This is a genomic window from Hyphomicrobium denitrificans 1NES1, from assembly GCF_000230975.2.
GTDB classification, from domain to species: domain Bacteria; phylum Pseudomonadota; class Alphaproteobacteria; order Rhizobiales; family Hyphomicrobiaceae; genus Hyphomicrobium_B; species Hyphomicrobium_B denitrificans_A.
On record NC_021172.1, the window covers coordinates 2,747,677 to 2,768,289 of the forward strand.

Annotated in this window: 18 protein-coding genes; 6 read left to right on the plus strand and 12 right to left on the minus strand. The window is 61.7% G+C overall.

Translation table 11 applies throughout. From position 1 onward, the window contains the following. Positions 1 to 48: 48 nt before the first annotated feature. From HYPDE_RS13185 to HYPDE_RS13220, 8 genes are all read right to left on the minus strand, one after another. A complete protein-coding gene (locus tag HYPDE_RS13185; protein ID WP_015598982.1) occupies positions 49 to 1,242 on the minus strand; it encodes a GNAT family N-acetyltransferase in 1,194 nt (397 codons plus the stop codon). 166 nt (positions 1,243 to 1,408) lie between these two features. Beyond that, positions 1,409 to 2,173 carry an adenosylcobinamide-GDP ribazoletransferase gene (cobS, locus tag HYPDE_RS13190; protein ID WP_015598983.1) on the minus strand — a complete coding sequence of 255 codons (765 nt, stop codon included), beginning with the start codon at positions 2,171 to 2,173 and terminating at the stop codon, positions 1,409 to 1,411. Continuing rightward, the gene (cobT, locus tag HYPDE_RS13195; RefSeq protein ID WP_015598984.1) at positions 2,170 to 3,216 is read right to left on the minus strand and encodes a nicotinate-nucleotide--dimethylbenzimidazole phosphoribosyltransferase; all 1,047 of its coding nucleotides are present in this window, start codon (positions 3,214 to 3,216) and stop codon (positions 2,170 to 2,172) included. The genes cobS and cobT overlap by 4 nt, the downstream gene beginning before the upstream one ends. After that, the gene (gene glcF / locus HYPDE_RS13200) at positions 3,213 to 4,577 is read right to left on the minus strand and encodes a glycolate oxidase subunit GlcF (RefSeq protein WP_015598985.1); all 1,365 of its coding nucleotides are present in this window, start codon (positions 4,575 to 4,577) and stop codon (positions 3,213 to 3,215) included. The genes cobT and glcF overlap by 4 nt, the downstream gene beginning before the upstream one ends. Positions 4,578 to 4,603: 26 nt before the next feature. Next, positions 4,604 to 5,827: an FAD-binding protein gene (locus HYPDE_RS13205; protein ID WP_015598986.1), complete on the minus strand. Its 1,224-nt coding sequence runs from the start codon at positions 5,825 to 5,827 to the stop codon at positions 4,604 to 4,606. Positions 5,828 to 5,841: 14 nt separating this feature from the next. Beyond that, positions 5,842 to 7,314: an FAD-binding oxidoreductase gene (locus HYPDE_RS13210; RefSeq protein WP_015598987.1), complete on the minus strand. Its 1,473-nt coding sequence runs from the start codon at positions 7,312 to 7,314 to the stop codon at positions 5,842 to 5,844. A 626-nt stretch (positions 7,315 to 7,940) separates the two neighbouring features. Further along, on the minus strand, positions 7,941 to 9,323 hold the full coding sequence (locus tag HYPDE_RS13215) for a glutamate--cysteine ligase (RefSeq protein ID WP_041320486.1): 1,383 nt from the start codon (positions 9,321 to 9,323) through the stop codon (positions 7,941 to 7,943). A 106-nt stretch (positions 9,324 to 9,429) separates the two neighbouring features. Continuing rightward, the gene (locus HYPDE_RS13220) at positions 9,430 to 10,176 is read right to left on the minus strand and encodes a 16S rRNA (uracil(1498)-N(3))-methyltransferase (protein ID WP_015598990.1); all 747 of its coding nucleotides are present in this window, start codon (positions 10,174 to 10,176) and stop codon (positions 9,430 to 9,432) included. A 114-nt stretch (positions 10,177 to 10,290) separates the two neighbouring features. Between HYPDE_RS13220 and ubiA the strand changes: the two genes are divergently transcribed. Continuing rightward, positions 10,291 to 11,253, plus strand: a complete 963-nt coding sequence (ubiA, locus tag HYPDE_RS13225) for a 4-hydroxybenzoate octaprenyltransferase (RefSeq protein WP_015598991.1) — start codon at positions 10,291 to 10,293, stop codon at positions 11,251 to 11,253. A gap of 264 nt (positions 11,254 to 11,517) precedes the next feature. Next, the gene (locus tag HYPDE_RS13230) at positions 11,518 to 11,796 is read left to right on the plus strand and encodes a DUF4170 domain-containing protein (RefSeq protein WP_015598992.1); all 279 of its coding nucleotides are present in this window, start codon (positions 11,518 to 11,520) and stop codon (positions 11,794 to 11,796) included. Between the two features lie 20 nt (positions 11,797 to 11,816). Here HYPDE_RS13230 and HYPDE_RS13235 read toward each other — a convergent pair whose 3' ends face one another. Then, positions 11,817 to 12,485 carry a fused DSP-PTPase phosphatase/NAD kinase-like protein gene (locus HYPDE_RS13235; RefSeq protein WP_015598993.1) on the minus strand — a complete coding sequence of 223 codons (669 nt, stop codon included), beginning with the start codon at positions 12,483 to 12,485 and terminating at the stop codon, positions 11,817 to 11,819. 278 nt (positions 12,486 to 12,763) lie between these two features. Between HYPDE_RS13235 and HYPDE_RS13240 the strand changes: the two genes are divergently transcribed. Both HYPDE_RS13240 and lpxK read left to right on the plus strand, forming a co-directional pair. Then, on the plus strand, positions 12,764 to 14,767 hold the full coding sequence (locus tag HYPDE_RS13240; protein ID WP_041321295.1) for a glycosyltransferase N-terminal domain-containing protein: 2,004 nt from the start codon (positions 12,764 to 12,766) through the stop codon (positions 14,765 to 14,767). A gap of 3 nt (positions 14,768 to 14,770) precedes the next feature. Then, positions 14,771 to 15,799 (plus strand): tetraacyldisaccharide 4'-kinase, encoded by a 1,029-nt coding sequence (lpxK, locus tag HYPDE_RS13245; RefSeq protein WP_015598995.1) that lies wholly within the window; start codon positions 14,771 to 14,773, stop codon positions 15,797 to 15,799. Here the strand turns inward: lpxK and HYPDE_RS13250 are convergent. Further along, positions 15,796 to 16,032, minus strand: a complete 237-nt coding sequence (locus tag HYPDE_RS13250) for a DUF2093 domain-containing protein (RefSeq protein WP_015598996.1) — start codon at positions 16,030 to 16,032, stop codon at positions 15,796 to 15,798. The genes lpxK and HYPDE_RS13250 overlap by 4 nt on opposite strands. A gap of 112 nt (positions 16,033 to 16,144) precedes the next feature. After that, entirely contained in the window at positions 16,145 to 17,611 is a 1,467-nt protein-coding gene (gene xseA / locus HYPDE_RS13255) for an exodeoxyribonuclease VII large subunit (protein ID WP_015598997.1), read from the minus strand. Positions 17,612 to 17,679: 68 nt separating this feature from the next. Here xseA and purD point away from each other — a divergent pair, with 68 nt between their 5' ends. Together purD and HYPDE_RS13265 are read left to right on the plus strand one after the other, a co-directional pair. After that, on the plus strand, positions 17,680 to 18,954 hold the full coding sequence (gene purD / locus HYPDE_RS13260; RefSeq protein WP_015598998.1) for a phosphoribosylamine--glycine ligase: 1,275 nt from the start codon (positions 17,680 to 17,682) through the stop codon (positions 18,952 to 18,954). A gap of 36 nt (positions 18,955 to 18,990) precedes the next feature. After that, the gene (locus HYPDE_RS13265; protein WP_015598999.1) at positions 18,991 to 19,998 is read left to right on the plus strand and encodes a patatin-like phospholipase family protein; all 1,008 of its coding nucleotides are present in this window, start codon (positions 18,991 to 18,993) and stop codon (positions 19,996 to 19,998) included. A 135-nt stretch (positions 19,999 to 20,133) separates the two neighbouring features. On the opposite strand, the gene HYPDE_RS13270 is transcribed toward HYPDE_RS13265, so the two are convergent. Next, complete coding sequence (locus HYPDE_RS13270; RefSeq protein WP_041321297.1) at positions 20,134 to 20,598, minus strand: nucleoside deaminase; 465 nt, start codon at positions 20,596 to 20,598, stop codon at positions 20,134 to 20,136. Positions 20,599 to 20,613: the final 15 nt, after the last annotated feature.

Here is a 20,613-nt window from a genome sequence, read left to right on the forward strand (position 1 = left end):
TTATATCGGATCGCCCGGGCGGGCGAAAGTCGGGTTCAACGCCCGGATTTAACGGGTAAAATGCGATTTCAAGAGTCGATAAGCCGACTTGAGGCGCGCGCTCTTGCGCAAGCGGCCCTCCAGAAGGTGATATATGGCACGCGGCACCGCTGCGAGATCGCGGGCAACGATCAGATCGTAGAGCGGAACTTGCTCGACGCCGAAGCCATGTTTGAACGGATGCTCGCCGAGCCCCAAATCGAACCTGCGTACACCCCGGGCGACAAAATGCTTCATCGCTTCGATCATGACCAGCCGGCCGGGCGAGAGATGGCCCCATGTCTCGCCTGTCCCGAGATGCAGCATCGTGAATGTATCCTCGTGGACGATGCCAAATAGCGTCGCGACGATCTCGCCGTTGGCTTCGAGTGCAAACAACGACGCAAGTCCCGCATCGGACCCATCGATCGCCAGCCGCTCGCCGAATGTGCGGTAGGCCGGTTCATCGAGGATGCGTTTGCCGCCCGTCGCGCCGTGACGCGGAGTCAACTGTTCTTCGAGCACGGCATAGACGTGCGCGGCTTCCCCCGGCGTCTCGGCGCGATAGAAGCGCGGCGCTCCTTCCTTCTCCCAAAGCCGATAGCAGCGCTCGACCTCCTTGCGGTACTTCTTGCCGCGTTCGTGCAGATACGTGTCGACGCTTTCCGGAACCGTTACGAGATTGCCGGAGCACCGGGAGGGAACAATGCCCCAACGGGTCAGGAGCGGATTGGGCCGGCCGCCAATTTCAGCCGGCATGCGATCGAGCCGAATGAGATCGATATCGGACATTGCGCCGAGAACGGAACGCCAGATGCGCCGTATCGACCGCTGCCGTTCGGGAAGCGACGGTCCCAGGATCGGTCCGCCATAGCCGCCGGCACCGAGGTTGGCGAAGCGGGCAACCGTCCGCCTGCGTTTCTTCTGAACGAGCAGCGGCAGAATCAGCGCAACCTCGCCGCTGTTGCTCTCCGTGACGACGACGAGGCGCGGCATGGCGCGTCGCGACGGCGCCAGCTCCTCATAGAATACGGTCAACCAGTCGAGCGTCTGGAAGCCGGTCGAGACGAGTCCGCCCTGCACCGCTTCAAGCGCGGCAAGAGCTTCATCGGCTCCGTCGAAGACTTCCGTTATGTAGCGGGGCGCGGGCCATAGCGATAGGCGCGCATCAACGCGATCTGCGGCTACAAACGCTGCGCCGTTCCCCACATCGGCCGTCGCCATACGCACTCAAACTCTATTGGCGATTTCTGATTACCCTCTGCCCAGTCTCATCCGCCGCGCTCCAATCATTGCATCGTTTCGCTTGAGATCAAGCCTCAATTTGACCCGGCGAGTCGTGTGAAGTTCGGCAATAGAAATGATGGACTTCCCTTCGCATCTGCACACGTCAATGCGGGCCGGCGATTACGGCCGCAGCGACCGCGAAGAAGACGGTCTCAAAAACCTGCTCGACCGCGCCCAGGACGTCGCCCGTGTAACCGGCGATTTTACGCCGGGCGATCAAGGCGATGATGGCTGCGGCCGCAAAAGCGAACAGCGTGGCAACGACAAACTTCGACGTCGGCAAGACGAGCAATCCAGGTATTAACCCTAAAGCGAATGCGACGGCGACCTCGGATGGCGTCATCTCCGAGATTTTCTGGCTGACTTTGGCGATGCCGCCGGCGTGAGGCAGCCTCCACATCGTCAGGATTGTCGCGAGGCGCGCGCCGGCGTGACCGGCGATCATGACGCAGGCCGCAGAGCGCAGATCGAGTGCAACGAGTGCTGAATCTTTCAGCGCGAACGCAGCGATCAGCGCGATCGCGCCATACGTTCCGATGCTGCTGTCCTTCATGATTTCGAGGCGGCGCTCGCGCGTGCGGCCACCACCGAAGGCATCGGCAGTATCGGCGAGGCCATCTTCGTGCAGCGCGCCGGTGATCGCGATGGCCAGAACCAAGCCGATGACTATGGGAAGTGGTCCCGGAAAAAAGACTGCGCTCAGGAGAATGCCAGCCCCCGCGATCACGCCGACGATGGCGCCGACGAGCGGCATGTATTTAGCCGAGCGTGCAAGCCAGTCCGGCGGGCAGTCGCGGATCGACCCGACCGGCAACTGCGTCAGAAATTGCAGCGCGATCTGGAAGAGCCGTATCTCGCGGGCAATCATGCCGGGTGCTCACCGGGCAGCTCAGCCATGTCGCGCAGCATCAATTCCGCCGCGCGAATGAGCGGGATAGCAAGCGCCGCACCCGTTCCCTCGCCAAGCCGCATATCGAGTTGGAGCAGCGGTCTCGCACCGAGATGGTCGAGAAGTGCCTTGTGCCCCGGTTCAGCAGAGCAATGTGCGAAGACGCAGCACGCGCGCGTCTCCGGATAGAGCGCAATGGCTGCAAGGGCCGCGACCGTCGAGATGAAGCCGTCGACGACGATGATCCGGCGTTCCGCGGCGGCGGCGGCCATGGCGCCCGCCATCATGGCGATCTCAAAGCCGCCGAATTGCCGGAGCGCTTCACGCGCTCGTTCGTCTGGACTGATCGCTTGAATGTTTGCCCGGGCCCAAACAATCTCCAGGATCTTGCGCTTGTGCTCCAAGCCGAGAGCCGGTGCGCCCGCGCCAGGCCCGACGAGCGCGGCAAGATCGATTCCGGTCAATGCGCACGCGACGAGCGCCGCGGCACTGGTGTTTCCGATGCCGATTTCGCCGTACCCGACGATGCCGACCTCATCATCGGCGAGTTGCGCATCGGTAGCCCGCCCGGCTTCGAGTGCTTGCGCGCACTCGTCCGGACTCATCGCCGGTTCGAGCCGCGAATTCCTGGTGCCGCTCGCGACCCGCCGCTCGATCAGCTGATCGTGCGGCGGCAGCGGTTCGAGCATTCCGGCATCAACAAGCACGACATCGATGCCGGAGGCTCGCGCCAAAACGTTGACCCCGGCATTGGCCGCAAGAACCATTTTTGCGATCTCGCGCGTGATTGCCGAGGGATAGGCCGTCACGCCTTCAGCCGTCAGGCCGTGATCGGCCGCGAACACGAGAACTTTTGCGCGGCCGAGATCGGGCCGCAGCGTGCCGCTGACCATTCCGATTTGCAGAGCGAGGTCTTCAATGCGGCCGAGCGAGCCGACGGGCTTCGCTTTACCTCGGATACGTGCCCGAAGCTGCGCTTCGAGTACCGCGCGGGACGGGGCTTCCTTGTCGATGATGTTCATGCGCCGATATAGTCCTCTACGCTTCGCTCGGGCTGCGGCACATCGGTCGAATATTTGGCGAGACCTTCGAGGCCTTGCGGAACAGGACCGCCGTGCGCCCAGTCCAAAAGCTCGATCGTATGCACGACAGGAATATCGAGTGCCGTCTGCAATTGCTGGATGCATCCGATGTTCCCTGCTGCCACAACGTCTGGCCTCAGCGACTTGATATTTGCCGCCTTGCGGTCACGTAGCGCACCCGCGATTTCGGGCTGCACGATGTTGTAAATACCCGCCGAGCCACAGCAGAGATGGCTTTCCGGAATATCCAGCACCGTGAACCCAGCCTTTTTTAAAAGCGATTTCGGCTGAGAGATGACGCGCTGACCGTGCTGCAAAGAGCAGGCCGAGTGATAGGCCACTTTGAGACTCGACCATCGCTTGGGCGCGCCGAAATCGTGGCCGTCGAGAAATTCGGTCACGTCCTTGGCCATCGCTGCAATGTCCTTGGCACGTTTGGCGTACTCGGTTTCATGCCGCAGGAGATGGCCATAGTCCTTTACCGTCGTGCCGCAGCCCGACGTATTGATGATGACGGCATCGACACCGCCCTTGGCGATTTCCTTGCTCCAGGCCGCAACGTTGGCACGTGCGAACTTTATGGCTTCTTCCTCGCGTCCGATGTGCTGGCTCAAAGCACCACAACATCCTGCGCCGTTCGCGACGATGACGTCGATGCCGCCGCGAGCGAAAAGCCGGATCGTCGCGTCGTTGATCTGCGGCCTCAGAACCTGCTGCGCGCAGCCTGCGAGCAGAAGGACACGGCCTGTCCTGACCCCTGTCGGCGACGCTGTTCCAGGACCGCGAAAACGTGCGCTGCGCGGCGCCTCGGCCGGCGCAAGCTCGACCATCGCGGCCAGCTCCGGAATCTTGAGGGCGCGAAAGATCGGCGCCAGGCGGCGGCCCAAAGGCGCAGCGCGCATCGCCCAGCGGAAACGCCGCGGATAAGGAACGATTTCCGTCAGCGCTCTGCGGATCAACCGATCCTTCAGACTGCGGTTACCGGTCTTTTCGATATGGCCGCGCGCAATCTCGACGAGATGCATGTAGTCGACGCCCGACGGACACGTCGTCATGCAGGACAAGCACGTCAGGCATCGGTCGATATGCTTCGAGACTTCGGGCTTTGCCTCGATGCCCTTTTCGAGCATGTCCTTGATCGCGTAAATGCGCCCGCGCGGACTATCGCGCTCGTCCCCCAGGACGACATAGGTCGGGCACGTCGCCGTGCAAAGCCCGCAATGGACGCAGCGACGCAGGATGCGATCCGCTCGCGCGATTTCCGGATTCTCAAGCTGCTCCTTGGAAAAACTGGTGTGCATTGCGCCTGACTGTCAGACAGAAATTTCTAAAGGTTGGCGTACATCCGCCCGCGATTCAGAAGTCCATCGGGATCGAACGCGGACTTCACGCCGCGAGTCAATCGTTCGATTTCCGGCTTCAGCGGTTCGAAGACATCGACGCTGGCGCGGACTTCCGGTTGCGCGCGGATGAGCGTGGCGTGGCCGCCGCGAACCGACACGGCCCGGCGGACGTCGGCGGCACCGGCATCGGCGGCGGCCGGAACCTCAAGCCAGATCAACGCTCCGGCCCAATCGTAGAATGCCGTGGAGTCCATAAACTTCTCAATCGCAAAAACGATCTCGGCGGCCTTCGTCGGCAACGTCGAAATCCGCCAGAGGCTGGTTTCGGTCGAGAACGGCATGACCGACAGCGTGCGGAATTCGCTCCAAAGGCTCCAGGTCTCCTCGGCGTCGAGTTCGATCGGCGTGCCATACACCTTCAATGCGGCTTTGAGTTTTTCCTTGCGCGCTTCGATCGCGGTCGAAAACGTCTCCAGCCTCAAAAGCGTGACCGGTTGATCGATGCCCTTCAATTTCGGTTGCTTGAGGCGCGCGGCGCAACCCTTCGGCAGATGGACGGCGCCAGAGACTTCGAGCGGCGTCGCCATTGTCGCGGTCAGTGCCTCGATCGCGAGGTCGTCGGGGAGACCGGTATAAGCGAGCGTCAGCATCGTCTGGGGCAATGGCGCCACCTTGAACGTCACTTCGGTCATCACCGCGAGCGTGCCCCAACTGCCGGTCAGGCCGCGTGCGATATCGAGGCCCGTGACATTTTTCATCACGCGGCCACCGGATTTGAAGAGTTCGCCTCGGCCATTGACGGCACGAACGCCAAGAAGATTGTCGCGTGCGCTTCCTGCGAGGATGCGGCGGGAGCCTGAAAAATTCGTCGCGAAAACGCCGCCAATCGACAACGCGCCACCCGGGGCGCCGGTCGCCGGTCCCAGGTCGACCGGCTCGAAGGCAAGCATTTGTCCTCGTGCGGCCAAGATCGCTTCAATCTCATAGACCGGCGTTCCGGAGCGCGCCGACATGACGATCTCCGTCGGCTCGTATAGAGTTACGCCTTTGAGGCCCGCCGTCGACAGAACGATATCGGAGCGCGCGACGCGGCCGGCATTGCGCAAGGCGCCGTGACCGACAACCTCGACGCGCCGTTTCTGGGCGGCGAGCTTCGCGATCATCGACTGCAGCTCCCACTCGGCTGCGGGTCGCAAGAGTTCGGTCACGAACGCACCATGTGCTAAGCGGCCTCGGGGGTGCTCGCGGCGCGGCCCGAGCGCATCGTCTCGGTGGCCGCCAGCGGAAAAACTTTCGCGGGGTTAAGACGCCACGTCGGATCGAACACCGTCTTGATACGCATCTGCACGGCAAGATCGGTTGCGGAGAACTGCGATGCCATGAGCTCGCGCTTTTCGATGCCGACGCCATGCTCGCCCGTGAGGCAGCCGCCCAGCTCGACGCAGAGCTTCAGGATAGCTTCGCCCGCCGCTTCGGCACGGTCGGCTTCGCTCGGATTGTTCGCATCGTAAAGGATGAGCGGGTGCAGATTGCCGTCGCCCGCATGGAAGATGTTGGCAACTTTCAAATCGTGCTCGGCGCAAATCTGGCTTATCCGCGTCAGCGCGTGCGGAAGCTGCGCGAGCGGGATGGTGCCATCCATGCAGAGGTAATCGGAGATTCGGCCGATGGCGCCGAACGCGGCCTTCCGGCCTGCCCAGATGCGCGCGCTCTGCTCGGGCCCCGAACTCATGACAACCGTTTTCGGATCGTACGCGGCTGCAATCTCTGCAATGCGTCCGAGCAGAATGCCGATCTCGTTTTCCGAACCCTCGACCTCGACGATCAGCAAGGCTTCGACGTCTAGCGGATAACCGGCACCGGCGAATGCCTCGCAGACTTCGATGGCGGCGTGGTCCATGTATTCGATCGCGACCGGAATGATGCCGGCCGCGATGATCGCGGCGACGCAACTGCCTGCCGCCTCCGGCGACCGGAAGCCGATCATCATCGGGCGCGCGCCTTCCGCGGCGGGAAGGATCTTGACGGTTGCTTCGGTCACGACGCCGAGCTGGCCTTCCGAGCCGATCATGAAGCTCAACAGATCGTAGCCGTTCCTTTCAAGCGACGTGCCGCCGATGTCGACGATCATGCCGTCGATCAGCACCATCTTGACGCCGAGCACGTTGTGCGTCGTCACGCCGTATTTGAGGCAATGGGCGCCGCCTGAATTCATCGCGAGGTTGCCGGCAATGGTGCAGGCCAACTGTGACGACGGATCGGGCGCATAGAAGAAGCCCTTCGGCGCAACGCGCGAAGTTATCTCGAGATTCGTGATGCCGGCTTCCACGCGCGCGAAGCGATTGACGTAATCGACCTCAAGGACGCGATTCATTTTCGAGACACAGAGAACGATGGCGTCCTCCGTCGGCAGCGCGCCGCCACAGAGCGAGGTCCCGGCGCCGCGCGGAATGACCTTGACGTCGTTCTCGTGGCAGAATTTCAGGATCTTCGAAACTTCTTCGGTCGTGCGCGGCAGCACGACGAGCATCGGCACATTGCGATACGCGGTGAAGGCGTCGGTTTCGTAGGCGCGCCGCCCATCTTCATCGAGGATCAGAAGGTCCGCGCCGACTCGGCTTTTCAGACCTTCGATCAATATGGGCCGACGGCGGATAACGCCAATATCCGGTTCAGGCAGCTCGATATGTGGCATCGCCAAACATCTCCTCAGCGACCACCCCGAATCGGCCGTGCGCCGCGCTGGCTTCCTTAAACTCATTGCGGCGGTTGTTAAGCATCCTCGCACGCGGCGGCGTGGCGAGCAATATCCGGCCGCGTCATGTTGTAGAGAGACTTTACGGCCGAACGTTCAATGACGCTCGTTGCGGCCCGGGAATCTTGGCCGACGGAACTCGGGGGGGCCACGAAATTCGGGGGGTCCGCGAAACTCCTGCGGCGCACGCCCCTCGCGCTCACGATCGCGAAATCGATCCTGAGCGAAGCATCCGCTCAAGCATGATTGGAGCGCCGCGTCGCAGCGCGGTGAATACAGAAGCTTGGTGTTCATGCGGCAGGTGTTGTGTTGAGAGCGACAGCCTTCGGCGCATGGGTCGGCGAAGGCAGACCCAGACACGACAAGCATGAGGCCCATCAGGATGGCGGCGCGCATCAATCCTTTTGCGCTCCCTACTGTTTGAACCATCCTACCGCCTCCTGGTCCCGGACCACGGTGCGGGACGGCGGGCCAAAACAAAACGAGGGAAACTAAGTACATGACCCTGAACAACGGCTGAACCATAGATTTGGCCGCCGGTACCGAGCCAATACCGTAGCAAAACCCTAGAACGCAAACTCCTCAAAAATATGGTCAATGTTCTGGCGCCAAGGGCCAGCATACCGCTGCAACAGGTCGTCGGATACGGTGCGGCCCTCCCCAGCGATTCGCTCAAGCGGGGCCAAATAGATCGTCTCGTCCTCGCTCATCGCATTGACGCGGCGGCGGTTCTTCAAACCGAGGCGAGAAATGTGCAGCGCTTGACGTGCAAGATCGCGGACGCTCGTCGACCGGAACGGAGTTGCCAGCGCCAATTTCGGTACGTCCGTTCGCAGTTTCCCGCGCTCCTCGGCCGTCCAGTCCCGCACCATTTGCCAAGCCTGGTCGAGCGCCGCCCCGTCGTAAAGGATGCCGGCCCAGAAAGCGGGGAGCGCCGTGATCGTGCCCCAGCGCCCGCCGTCGGCACCGCGCATTTCGAGAAAGCGCTTGAGACGGACCTCTGGAAACAGCGTCGTCAAATGATCGGCCCAATCGTCGATCGTTGGAAACTCGCCTTCGAAACCGCGCAGGCGACCCGCCATGAAATCGCGGAACGATGAGCCGGCGACGTCGATGTAGTTTCCGTTCCGGTAGACGAAATACATCGGCACATCGAGCGCGTATTCTACGTATCGCTCGTAACCCATGCCGTCTTCGAACGCGAACGGCAGCATGCCCGTGCGTTGCCTGTCGGTGTCGCGCCAAATTTCGCTTCGCAACGACTGAAAGCCGTTAGGTCTGCCTTCCATGAAGGGCGAGGCTGCAAACAGCGCGGTGGCGATCGGCTGCAGCGCCAGCGAAACACGCAGCTTCTTGACCATGTCGGCTTCCGAGCCGAAGTCGAGATTCACCTGGACCGTCGCCGTCCTGTACATCATGTCGAGGCCGCGACTGCCAACGGACGGCATGTAGCGCGTCATGACCTTGTAGCGCTTCTTCGGCATCTGTGGGATTTCGTCGAGGCGCCACTTCGGCGAAAACCCAACTCCGAGAAAGCCGATCGCAAGATCCTCGCCGACGTCGAGGACTTCGCGGAGATGCTCGTCCGTCTCGGCGTCGGTTTCGTGGACGTTGTCAAGCGGCGCTCCGGACAGCTCGAACTGGCCGCCCGGTTCAAGGCTGATCGTACCGCCCTTCTCACCGTCCGGCCGCTTCAAGGCGATGACCTTGTCGTCTTCCTTGATCGCAACCCAACGATAGCGTGCAATGAGCTCATCCATCAGGGCGCGAATGCCGTCGGGGCCGCCATATGGCACGGGCGCCAGGGAAACGGTGCGGAAGACGAACTTTTCATGCTCGGTACCGATCCGCCATTCGGATTTCGGCTTCTCGCCCGCCGCGATCCAGCGCACCAGATCGTCGCGAGATTCGATCCGTGCGCTTTCGGCAGCCTGTTCGCGCGTCGACATACCCGAGTAGCCCGGCTCATTCCTGGATAAGTGCGAAGGGACCTCGCACGGCAGGAGCCTTATGGCGGGGCAGGATCGGAACGGCAAGGTGGCGTAGATGCCGAGTTCAAATTCGCCGCCAGTCGCCCAGGACAACATTGACGAGCGTCAATGCCGCAACGGCGGCGGTGTCCGCCCGCATGATGCGGGGCCCCAGCGACAGGACCACAACAAAGGACTGGGCGAGGAGTCGGCTTCGTTCACTATCCGAGAACCCACCCTCGGGACCAATAAGGACGGCGACCGGGCCCGCGGGAACATGTCCGAGCGTCTCGATCGGATCGGCGCTCGTCTCCTGTTCGTCACAATAGATCAGCTTTCTCGCGGGGTCCCATCCGGCCAAGGCGCTATCGAGCGAAACCGGCGGCTCGACCTCGGGCACACGGAGGATTCCGCATTGCTCGGCCGCCTCGATGACGTTGGCGACCATCCGCTCTGTATTCACGCGCTCGGCGATGGTTCTTTCGGTAATGACGGGCCGCAACCGGCGGACGCCCATCTCAGTCGCCTTCTGGACCATGTAATCCAGGCGCGCGCGCTTGAGGGGAGCAAAAAGATAATCGATGTCCGGCCCTTGTTCCTGCGGACGGGTCCGGTGCTCGATACCGAGAATCGCGGTGCGTTTGCGATTTTCAAGGAGCGAGGCTTCCCATTCTCCATCCCGACCGTTGAACACGAGAAGCCGCGCGCCGGGTCGCAACCTTAGAACGTTGGTCAAATAGTGGGCCTGCTGCTGCGGAAGCTCGACGGACAATCCGGCCGCGAGATCGCCGACGATAAAGAGCCGCTCCGATGTCAGATCACGAATTGCCATGTTGAGGTCTTAACCGGGCCTCGAATTGCGTCAAACAGCGGGTGCCGGGCCCTTGCTGCCCCGTGCCGCTGGGCTCTATAGCGTCGAAACAGGCTGTCGGAGAACGAGCATACTATGGGAGCCGAAGTTTCCCCCAATTCCGATTCGCGCGTTGCCGATGCAGCGCCGTCCAATTGGGTCGATCGCTGGGCGCCGTTGTCATGGCGGCCCTATCTTCGGCTCGGGCGGTTCGACCGGCCCATCGGGGCATGGCTTCTGCTTTTTCCGTGCTGGTGGTCACAAACGCTTGCGCAGGTTGCCTCGCGCGAGCCGTTTCCGAACTTTCGCTACCTGCTGCTCTTCGCCATCGGCGCGTTTGCCATGCGGGCATCGGGCTGCGCCTATAACGACTATGTCGACCGCTATATCGACGCGCAAGTGCAACGCACGGCAAGCCGCCCCATTCCATCCGGCCAGGTGACGCCTGGAGGCGCATTGAAATTCGTCGCTCTCACGGCACTGGTCGGGCTTGCCGTTCTTCTTCAATTCGACTGGTTCACCGTGTGGCTCGGCATCGCTTCGCTGCTTATCGTCGCAGTTTATCCGTTCGCCAAGCGCGTGACATCCTATCCCCAATTCGTTCTCGGGCTCGCGTTCAACTGGGGCGCGCTCGTCGGCTGGGCGGCCGAGAAGGGCTCGCTCGATTGGCCAGCTGTGGCGCTCTATGCGGGATGCGTGTTCTGGACCGTAGGCTACGATACGATTTACGCGCATCAGGACAAAGAGGACGACGCGCTTCTCGGGCTCGGATCGACAGCCCTGCATTTCGGAGAGAACACGGTTTCGTTCGTCGGCGCTTTCTATGGTCTTGCCGGAATTCTGTGGCTGACGGCAGGGGCGCTGGCGGGCGCCCACCTGGTTTTCTTCCTTTCGGTGACGCTCGTTTTTTTACAGATGTCCTGGCAGGTCGCGACGCTCGATATCAACGATCCCGCCAACTGCCTTCGGCGATTTAAGTCCAATCGCGAGGTCGGCATTGCGGTGCTCCTCGGCCTGATTGCCGACATGGCATTGTCGTGGTTCGCCGGGCTCAGTTGAACGTCGCCGAAACGCCACGCACGACAACGGCGCGAAAGACCAGCTTTCGCGCCGCGCCGTTGTGCCTCACTGTCGTCTTTTCGAGCGGCCGGCTCTCCAGCATTTTCTGATTTTCTATCAGAATTCCGTTCCGATACGCTTAAAGCGTACCGTAAAGATCGGACTTCCCGATGTATCAAATCCGCACGTCACGATTGACGCCGCGCATTGCTTGGGCTTTTTGCAGAATTCAGCCCCTCCCTTTCAGGACCACCACGTTCGCCCATGACCAAACACAAGTCTGCTCCGGATAAACAGCCCCAGCTTCTGCATCTCGTTTTCGGAGGCGAACTCAAGGATCTCGACAGCCACGAATTTCGCGACCTCACCAGCCTCGACGTCATCGGCATCTTTCCGGACTATCAATCGGCGTATGCTGCCTGGAAGGGCGCCGCACAGCGTTCGGTCGACAATGCAATGATACGCTATTTCATTGTCCACCTGCATCGCCTGCTCGAGCCGAACGGACTGGCAGCGCTACAGCGGACGACTCCGTCATCGTAAGTGCGATCACGCTGCAGGCGCTACTCGCGGTGCAGAAGATTGTCGACCAATCTGTTGGCCCAACCGCGCGCCTTGAACGATCGACGAATCTGATCGGGATCGTAAGACGTTTCGACCCAATCCCAGAATTCCACTCCCGTCTTCGCCTTGTCTTCGAGATAGCGCTGGAACACGGCATCGAGCACGCCCGTATCGGCGCTGCGTACATGACCATAGCGCAAGGATAGCTGTTTTCTGGCTTCCTCGATCGGCACGCCGTCGCGTTCGTGTCGAACGATCACGCTCATAAGTCCGGCGCGATCGGCTCCCGACTTGCAGTGCACGAGAATCGGATACTGGACACTCCTGAGCAGATCCCTCATTGCTCGTAGTTGCACTCGCGTCGGGGGAGCCCGCGATTTCAATGCCAGATCGACGAGCGTGATGCCGTGGCGTGCGCACGCCTGCTGTTCAAGCCAACGCGTCCCGAATGATTGCTCGCCGCGCAAGTTGACGATGGTCTTGACGCCACGATGCGCCAGCCAACCGACATGATGCGGCGCCGGCTGCGCCGAACGCCAGACGTCCTTGGAAATGCGATGCCGATTGTTATAAGCGACCCGAGCAATTCCGTAGTCTACGAATAGCATCTCCGCATAACACAGAGCCGGGGCGAATCTGGAGTTCAGCCAACCCGGGGACGAGCGCATGGTACTCTCTAACAGCGCACCGCTCCTGCGCCGCAGTCCACGTTTCACTTGTTTGAGAAGGCTCGCCATCAGAGCCCGGCAGAATGACCGATTTTCGGCACCAGGTGTATGCTCCTGCGAAAGAGTGCACGTATTTGTTCGTTCACAGAAGGCCGCGGCCGTTCTCGATTGAACTTGCTAGTTATTCGCTATAGCAACGACCCGCAAGAGGCTTGAACGGCTGCCGATTTCGGCTCGAAGAGCTTTCGCCGCAGAATTGCAAGGGGCAGCCGCGCCGCATGGCCGAAACCAAGAAGACGCTTGTGCGATTTGGCGGAAGCGCCCTTGCCAGCTTCATTAGACTCGTCGACCGGACGTCCAAAAGGATTTATGAGCCGGCCGATATCCTGGACAGGCTCGCAGACCTGCACCCTTGTATCGTTGCCTGCTGGCACGGCCAGTTCATGATGGTCGCAGGCTTGCGACCCGAGAACGTCAAAGTCGCCGCGATGGTCGCGAAACACGGTGATGCGGAACTCATCGGCGAGGCCATGCGCGCACTGGGCGTCCAATTAATCCGTGGCGCGGGCGCCGGTTCGAGGCGGCGCGACCGAGGCGGCGCATCGGCATTACGCGCGTCCCTCAGCGCACTTGCGGACGGCCATTCGCTGGTCATGACCGCCGACATTCCGCCCGGGCCCGCGCGTATCGCCGGAGCCGGCATCATCGCAATCAGCAGGATGTCGGGCCGGCCCATCATCCCCGTGGCGGTCGCATCGAAACATTTCGCATCCTTCGATACCTGGAGCCGCCTGACATTCAATTTACCTTATTCGCGGCTGGCGTTCGTCGCGGGCGAACCTATCGAGGTCCCGGCTGGCGCCGACGCCGAAGTGCTCGAATCAAAAAGGCTCGAACTCGAGACGACGCTCAATGCTGTGACGACCAGAGCGTATGAACTTGCGGGTAGCGATATCAATCGAGCAATGCCTCTCGACGTTTTGGCCGCGGCCTCGCCGCCGGCGCCAGGCCCGATGTTTACGATCTATCGTGCGGGTACGTCCTTGCTGCGTCCCGCCGTGCCAATCTTACTCAACATGCGTGGCCGGCAAGGCAAAGAAGATACGCCCCGCCGCGGCGAGCGCCTTGGTTTTGCGGGACTGCCGCGCCCAGAGGGCCAGCTTGTCTGGGTGCACGCGGCAAGCGTTGGCGAGATGAACGCCGTGCTGCCGCTTATCGAGCGCATGCTTGCCGCCAATCCGCATATCCACGTTCTGCTGACGACCGGTACGACAACGTCTGCGGACGTTGCTGCACGCCGCCTTCCGGAACGCGCGATCCATCAGTATGTGCCGCTCGATGTTCCACAGTACGTCGCCCGTTTTCTCGACCATTGGAAGCCGACGATCGCGATCTTCACCGAATCCGACATCTGGCCGAACCTTGTGCTCGGGGCGGCCGACCGTGGAATTCCCCTCGTGCTCGTCAATGCACGTATGTCACCGCGCAGCATCAATCGCTGGCGGCGCTTCGCCAGGTTTGGGCGGCCGCTGTTCTCGCGCTTTGCAGCAATTCTCACGCAAAACGAATCCATCGGACGGGCGATCAAACGCCTCGGCGCTCCAAACGTCATCACGGCAGGAAACCTCAAGATCGATTCTCCGCCGCCGCATGTCGACGCTGCTGCAGAAGCGGCGCTAAGAGCCGCCATTGGACGGCGCCCCGTCTTCCTGGCCGCCAGTACGCATCCTGGCGAAGACGCCATCATCGCGGCAGCGCATTCCCTGATGCGCCGTGACATCGAGGGATTGCTGACGATCATCGTACCGCGTCATCCCGAGCGGGGCGGCGGTCTCGCGGCGTCGCTCGGCAGCCTCGGACTCAAAACTCAATTGCGCAGCCGATCGCCCGATCCTGCCGCCGAAACCGAAATCTACATTGCCGATACGATCGGGGAGCTTGGGACTTTTTACGCGATCTCGAAAATTGCCCTGGTCGGCGGTTCGCTGATCGAGCACGGAGGTCAGAATCCTATCGAAGCTGTCCGCCTCGGAGCCTGCGTGTTGACCGGGCCCTACACGCACAATTTCAAAGATGCCTATCGCTCGCTCATTCGCGAAGGCGGCGCTATCGAAGTGCGATCGTCCGACGACATCGCGCGCCACGTCACCAAGCTGCACGTCGACCAACAGGCCGCCGAACTCATGCGATCGGGCGCAGACCGTGCGCTCAAATCACTGAGCGGTGCGCTTGAGAAAACTCTCGGCGCAGTGCAGCCGCTTCTCGAAAAGCAGAAGGTGTGACCCTTGCCCGGCCGAGAACCTCGATGGTGGTACGGCACCGGATCGCATTGGCAAGCGGTGTTTCTCTCTCCCGTTGGACGCCTTGTCGGGAGCGTGGCTGCCGCGCGACTTGGCAAAAAACCTTCGTACCACTCGCGCCTGCCGGTCATCTGCGTCGGAAACTTCACCGTCGGCGGATCAGGCAAGACGCCGCTGGCGTTGCTCGTGGCGCGACTTGTTTCCGACGAAGGACGCGAGCCGTGGTTCCTGTCTCGCGGATACGGTGGACGGATGCCGGGTCCGGTTCGGGTCGATGCCGCCGTGCATGGCAGCGTCGACGTCAGCGATGAGCCGCTGCTGCTCGCACGTCGTGCGCCGACCGTCGTTTCGCGGGATCGCCGCAAGGGCGCTCAATTCATCGAGGCAACCGCGCCCGCTAACACGGTCATCATTATGGACGACGGACTGCAAAATCCTTCGCTCGCGAAAAATCTTACCCTTGCGGTCGTCTCCGGAGATCGCGGGTTTGGAAATGGCCGCGTGATCCCGGCGGGGCCATTGCGGGCACCGCTTGCCGCGCAGATCGGCCTCGCGAATGCGATCCTCGTGACCGGGCAAGCGAGTCAGTCCAGCCATGCGTTACGACACTCTTTACGCACGCTCACGCAGGTGCCGCTTCTTTCAGCAAAGACACACGCCTCGGAGGGCGCTGTGCGGTTGCGCGGACGCCGTGTCGTTGCCTACGCCGGCATCGTCAATCCGGAACGCTTTTTCTCTATGCTCGAAAGTCTCGGCGCAACGATGGTCGAGCGGCGCGCGTTTGCCGATCATCATGCTTTCAGCGAAAGCGAAGCGCGCGATCTTGTCGATACGGCGCGACGGACGAGCGCCGATCTCGTGACGACGGAAAAGGACTTGGCGCGATTGTCAGGCGCGACGGGCGCGGGCGCGGAGCTTCGCAACCGCTCGACCGCGCTCAAGATCGAAACAGTGATTGAGGGCGACGATCTCGCGATCCTCAAAATGAAGATCCGCGAAGCAATCAAGATTTAGGACTCGATCTCTCCTTGCGCCTTGAGTTCAAGATAGCGCTTCACGGAAATTTCTGCCGACGCGTAGGCCTCCTGGGCGTCGACGCTCCAATAGCGCAGATCGGCGAGCGAGATCGGCTGACCGGTTACGGCGCAGCGCACGAACTCGCCAGGTGACAGCACCTCGAACTCACCATCCAGATAACGGAGCTTTGCCTCGCTGCGGACGCCGAAGAATTTCTCAATACGATTCATTCTGTACCGATGTGCGATTTCGACAATTCATAATTTCATAATCAGCGGATGCATTCCGCGGACGGGTTCGGTCAATTCGGCGTGCATAGTCTTTTAGCTTACTTCAGGCGAATTAAAAAAGAGAGCCCTGTCCTCCGCGGGTCCGGTTCTTTTGACGCGGCGCCTTTGCGCCGGACTGCTCCGCCCCGCCTGCGTCAGGTATCGGCTTGCCGTCCGCAACAACCCCGATCCGGCCATCCGAAAACTGAACGGTGAGCGCCGCTCCAGCCGAAACGGATCGCGCCTGCCGTACCATTACACCGGTTTCATCGCGGACCAGCGCAAAGCCTCGAGACAATACGCTCTGGTAGCCCAAGGATTTGAGCAACGCTCTTTTACCATCAAAGTCCCTGCGACGCACGGCCACGCGATTGAGCAGCGCCTGCCCGGCACGCCGTTCCAACGCGTCAAGTCTTTCGCGACATCTGGAATGCTTCTGAACAATCGGCGCCGGGCTCAGGCGGCCGCTGATGCGCGCCAGCCGGGTCCCGTGGGCGCGGGTGTTGGCGAGCAACGCGCGCGACAGGCGACGATCTACGGCGTCGAACCTTTGGCGCGGCAGGGCGATAAGGTCCTGCAGCTTCGGCAGGCCGCGGGACGACGCCTTGAGATGCGTTCTGATGTCAGAAAGGACGCGGCGAACGGCCGTCCGCTTGCGCATCTGAAATTTTTCGAGCGTTTCGATCAGCTCGGAGTATTTCGGCACCACCCACTCGGCGGCTTTCGTCGGCGTTGGGGCGCGCGCGTCCGCCACGAGATCGATCAGTGTCCAGTCCGTCTCATGGCCGACGGCGGAGATCAGCGGGATGCGGCTCTCGGCGGCCGCACGCACGACGATCTCCTCGTTGAAGCTCCAAAGGTCTTCGAGACTGCCGCCGCCACGCGCCACGATCAGCACGTCGGGCCGCGGAATTTTTCCGCCTGCTTCGAGTGCATTGAAGCCGCGTATGGCGGCGGCGACCTCGGCGGCGCTACCTTCGCCTTGTACGCGCGCCGGCCACAACAGCACGCACGTCGGAAAGCGCTCGTTGAAGCCGTGCAGCATGTCGCGGATGACGGCGCCGGTCGGCGACGTCACGATGCCAACGACCTTGGGCAGGAACGGACGCGGCTTCTTGCGCGCTTCGTCGAACAGGCCCTCGGCTGCGAACTTGCGTTTTCGCTCTTCGAGCAGTGCCATTAGCGCGCCAGCGCCTGCAGGCTCGAGCTGCTCGATGACGATCTGGTACTTGGACGAGCCCGGGAAGGTCGTAATCTTACCTTGGGCGACGACCTCCATGCCCTCCTCGGGCTTGAAGCGCAGCCGTCCGTATGTGCCCTTCCAGATGACGGCCTCGATCTTCGCCCGGTCATCCTTCAGCGCGAAATAGCAATGGCCGGACGCGTGCGGTCCGCGGTAACCGGAAATCTCGCCACGCAACCGGACATAGCCGAATCCGTCTTCAAGAGCACGTTTGATGGCGCCCGAAAGCTCGGAAACCGTAAATTCCGGCGCATTGGCGCCGGGGCGGGCATCGCTGGCGGAGGGTGTCGAATTCAATTGTCTGCCGTCTTGTCTGTTTCCGGTTCGATGATACACCAGGGCCCAAATTGCAACAGGGCGACCTGATGAACGTTTTACTTATCGGCTCGGGCGGCCGGGAACACGCGCTTGCCTGGGCTTTGAGCGCCAGCCCTTTGCTCGGCAAGCTCTTTTGTGCTCCTGGAAATGCTGGGATTGCAGAGGTCGCCGAGTGCGTTCGGCTCGATTCGGCCGATCACGATGCGGTCATTCGATTCTGCAGGGATAATAAAATAGGACTTGTTATGATCGGCCCGGAGGCGCCGCTTGTTGCGGGGCTGGGCGATGCGCTCGGCGAAGCCGGCGTCCGCTATTTCGGACCGACGAAAGCGGCGGCGCAACTCGAAGGCTCGAAGGGCTTCACCAAGGACCTTTGTCGCGAAGCCAATATTCCGACAGCGGCATATGGGCGTTTTGCCGATGTTGGGGCCGCGAAAGCCTATCTCGCCTCGCAAAGTTTGCCGATCGTCATCAAGGCCGACGGACTTGCAGCCGGAAAGGGCGTGGTGATTGCAACGATGCGCGCCGAAGCGGAAGCCGCTGTCGATGCCTGCTTCTCGGGCACTTTCGGCGCGGCTGGGAGCGAAGTCGTTATCGAGGAATTTCTTGAGGGCGAGGAAGCGAGCTTCTTTGCGCTTTGCGACGGCACAGCTGCACTGCCGCTTGCGTCGGCACAGGATCACAAGCGCGTCGGCGACGGTGATACCGGCCCCAATACGGGCGGCATGGGCGCGTACTCTCCTGCTCCGGTCATGACGCAGGACATTACGGACCGTGTGATGCGCGAGATCGTCATGCCGACCGTCAACACCATGGCCAAACGCGGCACGCCATTCAAAGGCGTGCTGTTCGCGGGGCTAATGATAACGGGCTCGGGACCGAAGCTCATCGAATACAACGTGCGCTTCGGCGATCCCGAGACGCAGGTTCTTATGATGCGGCTCAGATCGGATCTGCTTGCTGCGCTTCTCGCGACGGCGGACTGCGTTCTCAAAGACTTCGATCTGCGCTGGAGCGACGATGCCGCGTTGACAGTCGTCCTGGCCGCTAATGGCTATCCGGGTACTCCCGTTAAAGGCACCGAGATCAAATGCCTTGAAGCCGCCAAGCTCGTCCCCAACGTGGAGATCTTCCATGCCGGAACGCGCCGAGACGGCGAGCGCCTTCTTGCCGACGGCGGTCGCGTGCTAAACGTAACCGGTCGTGGCCGGACCGTCGCCGAAGCGCGCGACGCCGCTTACGCCGCCATCGCGAAGATCGATTGGCCGGGCGGTTTCTATCGCAAGGACATCGGCTGGCGGGCTCTGCAAAGACAAGAGTAAGTTATAGCGGGAAACCTTCGTTGGAGCGGACATCGGATGGATAAGCCTATGACCGCCGGAACATCCGCAGCCCTGCCGATTCACGGGAAACAATTTAATCGCACGCCGAGGATCGGCCTGGCGCTCGGAGGCGGCGGTGCACGCGGGCTCGCACATATCGCGATGCTCGAAGCGTTCGACGAACTCGGCATCCGCCCCAGCATCATTGCGGGTACCTCGATCGGGGCGCTCTATGGCGCAGTATATGCGTCGGGGCTATCGGGTAAGGACCTGCGCGATCATACGCGATACATCCTGGCCCAGCGTTTCGGCCTGATCCGCGATCTTTTCATAGCGACGGCGCAGCCTTTTTCGCGGCTCGTCGGCGTCGTCGGGCGGCGCAACGCCATTCTCGATCCGATTACGGTGCTCGACGTCATTCTGCCGAAGAGTGTGAAAAGCGATCTCGCCGCATGCGAAATTCCGATCAAGATCGTCGCGTCCGATTTCTACTACCAGGAGCCGAAGGTCTTCACGGAAGGTCCATTGCGGACAGCCGTCGCAGCGAGCATGGCGCTGCCTGTCATCTTCCAGCCCGTCATGGATGGCGGGCGAGCGCTGATCGACGGCGGATTGACGAACCCGTTGCCGTTCGATCTCGTCATGGGGGAAGCGGATATCGTCGTCGCAATTGACGTCTCGGGCGTGCCGGTGCCCAATTCGAAGCGTCCCGATCCAACGGCATTCGAGGCGCTGTTCTCCAGCGCGTTCCTGTTCGAGCGCACGATCATCAAGGAAAAGCTGAAATCGGCGCAGCCTGATATTCTGATCAGCGCCGGGACGAGCCACTATCAGGTGCTCGACTTTCTGAAATTCGATGCAATTCTGGAAGCGGCCGCGCCTGCCAAGGAGAAACTGAAGCAGCAATTGACGCGCGTGCTTTCGGTCGAAACATTGCCGGAGTTGAAGGCGCCGGATGCCCCGCCGAGCGGCATCATCGAAGCGCCGAAGCGGAAACGCCGTGGCTTACTTTCGCGGGCTCGTAAGGATCGGAGGCAGCAGTAGGGACTGCTCCCTCTCCCCGTCCTTACGGGGGAGAGGGTCGGGGTGAGGGGCAGCAATAAACGAACTAGCGGCCGCCCCTCACCCTAACCCTCTCCCCATGCCAAGCGCAGAGGCATGGGGAGAGGGAAGAGTCGTTCACCCTTCGCGGCGGGCGGCAAAGAAGGTTTTGAGCAGCGCACCGGCTTCGGCTTCGGCAAGGCCAGAGTAGACTTCGGGCACATGGTGGCAGGTCGGCTGGCTGAAAATGCGGGCTCCGTGCTCGACGCCACCGCCTTTCGGATCGTTGGCCCCGTAGTAAAGCCGCCGGATGCGCGCGAAGGAGATAGCGGCGGCGCACATCGGGCACGGCTCCAGCGTGACGTAGAGATCGCAATCGACGAGGCGCTCATCACCCAAAGCCGTGCAGGCGGCGCGGATTGCCAGCATTTCGGCATGCGCCGTCGGGTCGTTCAGCTCGCGCGTCCGGTTTCCGGCGACGGCAAGGACGTCGCCTGCGGGCGACACGATGACCGCGCCCACCGGCACCTCGCCGCGCGACGCCGCTGCCTGCGCCTCGTCGAGCGCAAGCGGCATATGGCTTCGCGGGCCGGTCGATGTCATAAGCTCGCGTTCTTC